Genomic DNA, 6,971 nt, shown 5'->3' on the forward strand with positions numbered 1-6,971 from the left:
TATCCAAGATTGGCGTCTTGCGATGAGTCGTTTTATGATTGAATTTGGTGACCGTTTAGACGGTCACGTTTAAACGAAAATGGCGATTACACAAAATACTAAACAAGGTCCCCTCTGATTATATGAGCCAATTGTCATTCTGTTATTAATCATTCCCCCAGTCACATAATTTATCTACGTGACTGGAGATTGGCTTCTTTAATTGCTGTGTGGCATCAGTGTCATTTAAGGTTTTTCGGTTTTTACCTTTTTTCCACGTAACAGTTTTCTGACCCAGAAGCGATTAGGGTTTAAAGCTGCTAATGTTTCATCATCAAGCGGTAGAGCTTCACCAAAAATTTGTCCTGCGAGTAACTCAGCGCTTAAAGGGGCAGAGCATAATCCACGAGATCCTAACGCACCAATAACAAACAGGTCAGGATAACAGGGGGACTCATCAATTTTCTCTCCGGACTGCATTTGTTGGGGCAAGTTGGCATACTTTTCCAGAATCTCCCTGAGAACAGGCACATTACCCACCATTGGCATATGATCCCGAATGACACAGCGTATTCCCTGACGAGATTTATTTTCTGATATATCAATCTCTTTCACCCACTCAATATCAGGAAAACACTTCAATAAACGGTCTCGGTTTTCTTGTTGCTCGGCGGAGGAATACTCAATATCCAGAAAATTACGTTGGTAACTTGCACCAATACAGTGATATTGATTGTGTGGATTGACAGGCGTCATATAACCATCGTAACAGAGCACACTTTTTAGCTGGCTGAGACGCTCGGTAGTTGGAATATGACTGACCTGCCCACGAACAGCAGTCACTGGGAGCTTTTCAGTTTGTTCAAATTGTGGCAAACAATGCCCGTTGGCAATAACAACCGCTTTATGGGTTTTAAACTGCACTTGCCCCTGATGTTCAATATGTAGCTGCCAGCCGTTTTCATATTGAGCCAGCCGTATTATTTTATGGTTAAAATGCGTACACATACCACGTTGTTGTGCGAGTTTGATGGCTTCCTGAGTCAGTTGCCCCGGATATAACCATCCTCCTTGTGGGTAATGAACCCCATGATAATTGACATCCAGTCCACTAATCAGGCTCAGTTGCTGGCGATCCATTTCAACAGCAATTTCTTCTGGCCATACTGTCTGGAGTATCCCGGAGATTTTTTTATCCGATTTTTCATCGTAAGCCAGCTGGCTAACTCCATCCCACTGATGATCAAATAAAATACCTTGCTCAGTCAGGTGATCGTACTGGCGTCGGGCAAAAGTAAATGCGGAGGTAAAAAAGCGCTCTAGTGGATCATTCTGACCATTCAGTAAGGGGTACAGTGCGCCTTGTTGATTACCTGACGCATTCTGTGCGGGATGTTCATTCTGACAATATAGGGTGACTTTTGCACCACGGCGCAATAGAGCTAAGGCAGTGAGTGCGCTGGCAATACCGCCGCCAATGATGGCGATATCATCAGTATATGTTGCACTTTGGCGGGTAAACCAGGGGGTATCAGAACTGGAATTGTGAGCTGTGGGAAGTAAAGTGCCCGTCAGCATCTCTCTTTTACGTCCGAAACCTTTTATTTTTTTGACATCAAAGCCTGCTTCCTGTAATCCACGGCGAACTAAACCGGCGGAAGTAAAAGTCGCAAATGTCCCTTCCGGACGAGAAAATTTTGCCATTGAAGTGAACAGTTGTTCGCTCCACATTTGTGGATTTTTAGATGGGGCAAAACCATCTAAAAACCATGCATCAATTTTACTGTTCAGGCCAGAAGTTATCTTGGGTAATAGCTCATTTACATCACCAAACCAAAGATCCAGCGTGATAGCACCATTATCCAGAATTAATCGATGGCAACCTGAGAGTGGTAAGGGCCACTGTTGACATAATTCCTCAGAGAATGGCTGAAGTTCTGGCCAGCGCTGATGGGCATTTTTTAGATCTGCGATTTTTAATGGATACTTTTCAAAGCTAATGTAATGCAGCCTTTTTAACGTGGCATCGGGTGACTGCTGCCTGAAAGCTGAGAAAGCGCGCCATATCGCCAGAAAATTTAACCCTGTACCAAACCCGGTTTCAGCAATAACGCAATCAGAACGAGGATGTGTGCTAAAACGTTGAGGAAAATGATTGCCTTTCAAAAATACATATACCGTTTCTTCCAACCCGTCTTGATTTGAAAAATAAACATCATCAAACTGCTCAGAGATAGGTGTGCCCTGTTCATTCCAGCTTAGGGTCGCGCTACTGATAGCACTGTTTTTCACGATACTGTTTTTCAAAATATGACCTGTATTTTTGCGAATAATAATGAGGGATTTTAACGGTCTTGATGCTGTTACACCACCTATTGAGGATCTTAAGAACTGACTCTGATCAATTGTTCCACGATTTTTAACCTGATCGGACTTGTTCAGCGTACAAGTGTACGCTAAAGTGCGAGTAGGAAATCCCGCAGGTAAACATATTGATGAGGTAATTAATGAAAAGAGCAGTAATCACTGGTCTGGGAATTGTTTCCAGTATTGGTAATAACCAGAAAGAGGTGCTTAAATCTCTGAAAGAAGGCCTTTCCGGGATAACTTTTTCCGAAGAATTCAAAGAAATGGGGCTTCGCAGCCAGGTTTGGGGAAATGTCAAACTGGATACAACGGGTTTGATTGACCGAAAAACACAGCGCTTTATGAGTGATGCTTCTGTTTATGCTTATCTGGCAATGGACGAGGCAATTAAAGATTCCGGCCTGTCAGATGATCAGGTTTCTAATTTACGCACAGGGCTGGTTGTCGGCTCTGGTGGCGGTTCTCCGCATAATCAGGTTGTCTGTGCGGACGGTATGCGTGCCCGTGGCTTACGGGGTGTCGGGCCTTATATGGTTACAAGAACAATGGCTTCCGGTATTTCAGCCTGTCTGGCAACACCATTTAAAATTAAAGGCGTTAACTATTCGATCAGTTCCGCTTGTTCGACCTCTGCGCACTGTATCGGTCATGCTGTTGAGTTAATCCAGCTTGGCAAACAGGATGTTATTTTTGCTGGTGGCGGTGAAGAGCTTAGCTGGGAAATAGCCTGTGAATTTGATGCAATGGGCGCGCTTTCCACCAAATATAATGAAACGCCGGATCGTGCTTCCCGTACTTATGACCAAAACCGTGACGGCTTTGTTATCGCAGGCGGTGGCGGTATCGTGGTTGTTGAGGAATTAGAACATGCATTAGCCCGTGGCGCGCATATTTATGCTGAAGTTATTGGCTACGGAGCAAATTCCGATGGTATGGATATGGTAGCACCTTCAGGCGAAGGGGCTGTTCGTTGTATGAGAATGGCCATGGACGGTATTGATGGTGAAGTAGACTATATCAATACACATGGCACATCGACACCGGTTGGTGACCTGAAAGAGCTGGAAGCTATCCGAGAAGTATTTGGTGATAACACACCTGCAATTTCAGCGACTAAGGCGATGACCGGGCATTCTTTGGGAGCGGCGGGTGCTCAGGAAGCAATCTACAGCCTGTTGATGCTGGAGCACGGGATTATTGCACCGAGTATTAATATCGAAGAGCTGGATGAAAAAGCGCTTGGTATGAATATTATTACAGAACCAACCGAACGCGAGCTAACAACAGTGATGTCCAATAGCTTCGGGTTCGGTGGTACAAATGCATCTTTGGTAATGCGTAAATATTCTGACTGATTTTCTGAAACTGAAAATTTTATCGTTCTGAATAATAGCCAATTCATCAGTTATGTGGATTGGCTATAAATTTCCCTGCTCTTCTGCCGTTTTTTGCGAATGATCCGTAATATAGGCGGAATAATAAGGACCAGTGCAGCTAAAACCAGCAGAGACTGAGCGATAGCACTACTCCACAGGATATCAAAACTACCATTGCTGATTGAAAGTGCCCGTCTTAAGTTTTGTTCCAGCATTTCACCGAGCACAAACCCCAGAATAAGTGGTGACATTGGGAAGTTCATTTTCCTGAGAATGTAACCAAAAACCCCCAGACCAACCATTAACATCAGGTCGAACGTGGTGCTGTGTACAGCATAAACGCCGACTGCTGAAATACTGGCAATGACCGGAACTAAAAACCACAGCGGAATGCTCAGCATACGGGTAAATAGCCCTATCATTGGGATATTCATAATTAGTAATAGAACATTGGCAATAAGCAGTGCCGCGATTAATCCCCATACGATATCCGGCTGTTCGGTGAACATCGCAGGTCCCGGAGTGATGTTATAGAGCGTCAGTGCACCTATCATTACCGCTGTCGTACCTGAGCCGGGGACACCCAGTGTCAGCATGGGAATGAATGAGCCACATGCCGATGCATTATTGGCAGCTTCAGGAGCGGCAACCCCCCGGATATCACCTTTACCGAACGAATCACTGTTACCACTGATCCTTTTTTCTGTCATGTAGGTGATTGCGCTGGCAATGGTAGCTCCGGCACCGGGCAGTATTCCGACAAAGAAACCAATAACTGATGAGCGTAATATTGGCCCGGTACAGGTTTTAGCTTCTTTTTTATTAAACAGTAACCTTCCGGTTTTACTTATGACTTTTTGGCCGGTAGACGTGCTTTCCAGCATCAACAGAATTTCGCTGACAGAAAATAGTCCAATAACAACGACAATAAACTGAATTCCGTCGGAGAGGTGGACACTATCGAAGGTGAAACGATAAACACCGGTGTTGGAATCAACGCCAACGGTGGCTAAACCCAGACCAATCAAGGCTGCCAGTAGCGATTTAACCGGGTTATGGCTCATCATGCTGCCAAGACAGGCAATTGCAAAAACCATCAGGGCAAAATATTCGGCAGGCCCGAATGCTAAAGACCATTTTGCCAGAAGAGGCGCAAACAAAATGATCCCGGCAATAGCCAGAATTGAGCCACAGAATGAACTGACTGCTGAGATAGATAATGCAACCCCGGCTTTCCCTTGTTTTGCCATCGGGTGCCCATCCAGAGCGGTCATAATAGCAGCGGCATCCCCCGGCACATTCAGTAGAATTGAAGATATCCGCCCTCCATATTCACAGCCAATATAGACCGTTGCCAGTAAGATTAAGGCGGATTCTGCCGGGAGCTTCAGAGCAAACGCCAGAGGTAATAAAATCGCAACACCATTGATTGGGCCAAGACCCGGAAGCAGGCCAACAACAGTACCAATAAAACAACCGATTAATGCAATGATCAGATTTTTAGGAATTAATGCGACTTCAAAACCATGTGTTAGGTATATCCATGTATCCATTTTTATCTCCTTACCTGAACAGGCTACCAATTGGCAGAGTGACATCTAACAGGCGATCAAAGATAAAAAAGAGAGAGATACCTAAGATCACGCCAGAAACAATTGCGGCGGGAAGCGTGGCGTTAAACAGCAATGCGATGCTGACAGTCAATAATGTTGTTGCCAGAGGAAAGCCTAACCACTCAAACGTTCCGGCATAAAATATCAGAGAGGTAATCAGCAAGAATAAACGGAGTAATGTTTGTGGGGCAGGCCAGTTAACTATTTCAGGTTTTCTGAATAGTAGTAGCAGTGCGCATAGTGCCATTAACGAAATAATAGCAATCGGAAAAGGGCGCGGGCCTAGTGGTTCATAACTGTATTCACTATGGATGCCCCAGCCAATGAACAGCCCTATTCCGCATAGCGCCAACCAGATGATGGCAAAAATACGATCACTCATAATTCAGTTCCTATCATTTCGCTAAACCAAAAGATTTAGCCATTTCATGGTACTGAGTAACCTGTTTTCTCACATAATCATCCAGCTCTTTGCCTGTCATATTGAATTCAAACAGACCACGCAGCTCACGCTGCTTTTTAAATTCGTCGGTTTGTTGCAGTTTGTTGAACGTGTCAACCCACCATTGATATTGTTCATCAGAAACTTTCGATCCCATGTAAAAACCCCGGATCACCGGCCATACAATGTCGTAACCCTGTTCTTTAGCTGTCGGGATATCCGCCAGAACGCCATCAAGTCTTTTGTCTGCATAGACAGCAAGAACACGGATCTTATCACTTGTCAGGTATGGTAGAGCCTCGCTGATATCGCCGGAAAAAACCTGAATATGGTTACCCAGCAGGGCGGTAAGCGCTTCTCCACCACCTTCAAAGGCGACATAACGCATTTTGTGTGGATCAATACCGGCTTCTTTGGCCAGCAATGCGGTTTTCATCCAATCCTGACCGCCGATGGAAGCCCCGGCACCAAAAACAAGATTGGCGGGGTTGCTCTGAAATACATTGATGAGCTCTTTTAAAGTCTTATAAGGAGAGTCCTGACGAACGGCAATCATACCGTAATCAGTACCAACACCCGCCAGCCAGCGTACATCATTCACGTTGTAACGCCCGAACTTTCCCTGAGCAAGATTTAACAGCGAACCACCGGAAAAGGCGACAATCGTTCCCGGTTCAGCAGGCCGCTGGGCAACAATAGCGTTGTAGGCAACAGCGCCGACTCCACCGGGCATAAATGTGACCCGCATAGGAGAATTAATAACTTTAGTTTCTAATAATGAGACCTGAGCTAATTTACAGGTTAAGTCAAACCCGCCACCGGGTTTGGCTGGAGCGATACATTCAGTTCTGTCAGGGGCGCTGGCTGCAAAGGTATTGACACTGAAAAGTAAACCAGTAGTCACTAATAATGTTTTTAATATTTTCATTTTTTATTCCTCATATGGCACCAGTCCAGTAATGGTGACAATGCAATAAATCTCCGGTGCATTATTATTTATAGATCCGAAATCTCTTATTAGCCGTGAAAAATACCTATATGTGACATTAATCACCTAATGTCACATTTGACTTACTTTGAAATACACCGAAATGTTTAATGTTATATATAACTGAAATAGAGTAAATCTGGGCTTATGTTTTTATATTAGAGAATCTTCTTTAAATGACTCTTTAATAGAGTTCACTATTAGAA

General features: G+C 44.4%; 5 protein-coding genes. 1 reads left to right on the plus strand and 4 read right to left on the minus strand.

Features of this window, described 5'->3' with window-relative positions:
* Window positions 1–225: 225 nt before the first annotated feature.
* Window positions 226–2,271, minus strand: coding sequence for a bifunctional tRNA (5-methylaminomethyl-2-thiouridine)(34)-methyltransferase MnmD/FAD-dependent 5-carboxymethylaminomethyl-2-thiouridine(34) oxidoreductase MnmC (mnmC, locus tag AACX68_RS04625; RefSeq protein WP_228860704.1), 2,046 nt, complete (start codon window positions 2,269–2,271; stop codon window positions 226–228).
* A gap of 215 nt (window positions 2,272–2,486) precedes the next feature.
* Here mnmC and fabB point away from each other — a divergent pair, with 215 nt between their 5' ends.
* Window positions 2,487–3,701, plus strand: coding sequence for a beta-ketoacyl-ACP synthase I (gene fabB, locus AACX68_RS04630; protein ID WP_099121106.1), 1,215 nt, complete (start codon window positions 2,487–2,489; stop codon window positions 3,699–3,701).
* A 50-nt stretch (window positions 3,702–3,751) separates the two neighbouring features.
* On the opposite strand, the gene AACX68_RS04635 is transcribed toward fabB, so the two are convergent.
* The 3 genes from AACX68_RS04635 to AACX68_RS04645 are packed head-to-tail and all read right to left on the minus strand — an operon-like array spanning window position 3,752 to window position 6,705.
* Window positions 3,752–5,275: a tripartite tricarboxylate transporter permease gene (locus tag AACX68_RS04635; RefSeq protein WP_228860701.1), complete on the minus strand. Its 1,524-nt coding sequence runs from the start codon at window positions 5,273–5,275 to the stop codon at window positions 3,752–3,754.
* 10 nt (window positions 5,276–5,285) lie between these two features.
* Window positions 5,286–5,717, minus strand: a complete 432-nt coding sequence (locus AACX68_RS04640) for a tripartite tricarboxylate transporter TctB family protein (RefSeq protein ID WP_228860702.1) — start codon at window positions 5,715–5,717, stop codon at window positions 5,286–5,288.
* A gap of 13 nt (window positions 5,718–5,730) precedes the next feature.
* Window positions 5,731–6,705, minus strand: a complete 975-nt coding sequence (locus tag AACX68_RS04645) for a Bug family tripartite tricarboxylate transporter substrate binding protein (RefSeq protein WP_228860703.1) — start codon at window positions 6,703–6,705, stop codon at window positions 5,731–5,733.
* Between the last annotated feature and the right edge of the window lie 266 nt (window positions 6,706–6,971).

The sequence above is a fragment of the Xenorhabdus sp. PB61.4 genome, assembly GCF_963894935.1.
GTDB classification, from domain to species: domain Bacteria; phylum Pseudomonadota; class Gammaproteobacteria; order Enterobacterales; family Enterobacteriaceae; genus Xenorhabdus; species Xenorhabdus stockiae.